The organism is Legionella nagasakiensis, from assembly GCF_900639915.1.
Taxonomy (GTDB): Bacteria; Pseudomonadota; Gammaproteobacteria; order Legionellales; family Legionellaceae; genus Legionella_A; species Legionella_A nagasakiensis.
In genome coordinates this window covers 1-1,214 of the sequence record NZ_CAAAID010000032.1, presented here as the reverse complement: position 1 = coordinate 1,214, position 1,214 = coordinate 1, and the positions used below count along the sequence as shown (strand labels likewise).

Genomic DNA, 1,214 nt, shown 5'->3' with positions numbered 1-1,214 from the left:
ATCTCTGCACGGGACATTGCTGCCCGTTGTGCCGCAAGATATTCTTCGCTATGGGGGTGAAAATTAGGTGTTTCGGAAAAAAAACGTAAGCTTGACAAGGCTCTCTGTGCTGTTGGTATAACTGTTCTAAGGGTTGGCAATGCCTCTGTCTTTACTGATGCAATTAAGGATTTTATAACGGTTTGTGCTAACATAATTTATCCATAAAAGTAAAGACGTGTTACCCATACTAGTGAGTGGAGTAAAAATAGTCAAGTGGTTCTTGCAATCTATTATTGAAGGTCATTAAAAGGTCAAAACTTGTGGATAGACTTCAAAATCAAACCATTCTGTAAATAAATCAAAAGTTCGCTCTTTTGGCCATAACGTTTTATCATGGATAAATTGTTCTAATTCAAACTCCAATATGGCGGTAGCTTCTTGTAGTAGAAAGGTTGTACATTTGTTCAGAGAGTCAATGGATGAAGGCAATAAATAGGCAGTTGAATCTCTTTCAAACAGGGAAAAGTCAAGATGTTCAATTTTACCCGGCAATTCATTTTTAGAGATAAATACATGTTTTAGCCATTCCTTAACTGGGGCTTTTGGTTTAACGATGAGCACATATTGTTTTTTAACGTCCATGGCAATTATCCCAATTAAATAAATTAATTATAGTCCACAACTGTATTATGCATTTCCAAATCAAAATATTGCGTTAATACATCAAGATCAAAACGAGGAGGCCAAAGGGTTTCATCGGTCGTCCAGCGGGAAAATTCTCTCTTTAAGATAGCCTCCAGATTTCCAGCAAGTAAAACAGAAGTCTCTTCGGAGTCCTTTTTAGGAACTACAAGAACAGTATGATCATTGGCAATCTCTGCAATATTAACATCATTTTTTTCTTTGAGAGAAGAGACAACTTCAGTTACCCAGGCATAAAACAGTGCACGGGGTCTTAAAATAATTAGGGTGATTTCATCGTTTTTTTTCATCGTCCCTCTCCTATGGATTATCAATGTCCGTGGGATATTGCTTTTCTGATTCAGATTAGCATGTTTGTCCAAGAGATTCATGTGCTTTGTATGGGACAATTTTTTAAAAGCAATTCTCCAATGTTTTAATATGAATAGACTTTAAGTATTTAAGGAACAAATTAGAATTGATTTTAAAATTAGTTAAAAAATTGCGTAAGGAATCAAGACCAAGTCTAAAGAAAGAATTTTGAGGTCTTT

The 1,214-nt window shown here is 35.3% G+C and carries 3 protein-coding genes; all 3 read right to left on the bottom strand.

Annotated elements, in window-relative coordinates:
- On the bottom strand, positions 1 to 194 hold a 194-nt coding region (locus tag E1O52_RS12945), incomplete at its 3' end, for a hypothetical protein (RefSeq protein WP_133129054.1).
- A gap of 91 nt (positions 195 to 285) precedes the next feature.
- Positions 286 to 624, bottom strand: coding sequence for a hypothetical protein (locus tag E1O52_RS12940; protein ID WP_133129053.1), 339 nt, complete (start codon positions 622 to 624; stop codon positions 286 to 288).
- Positions 625 to 647: 23 nt separating this feature from the next.
- Entirely contained in the window at positions 648 to 974 is a 327-nt protein-coding gene (locus E1O52_RS12935; protein WP_133129052.1) for a hypothetical protein, read from the bottom strand.
- Positions 975 to 1,214 lie beyond the last annotated feature (240 nt).

Excerpts from the sequence above, each read along its gene's own strand:
- E1O52_RS12935 (WP_133129052.1), bottom strand. The coding sequence starts at position 974 with ATGAAAAAAAACGATGAAATCACCCTAATTATTTTAAGACCCCGTGCA.
- E1O52_RS12940 (WP_133129053.1), bottom strand. The coding sequence starts at position 624 with ATGGACGTTAAAAAACAATATGTGCTCATCGTTAAACCAAAAGCCCCA.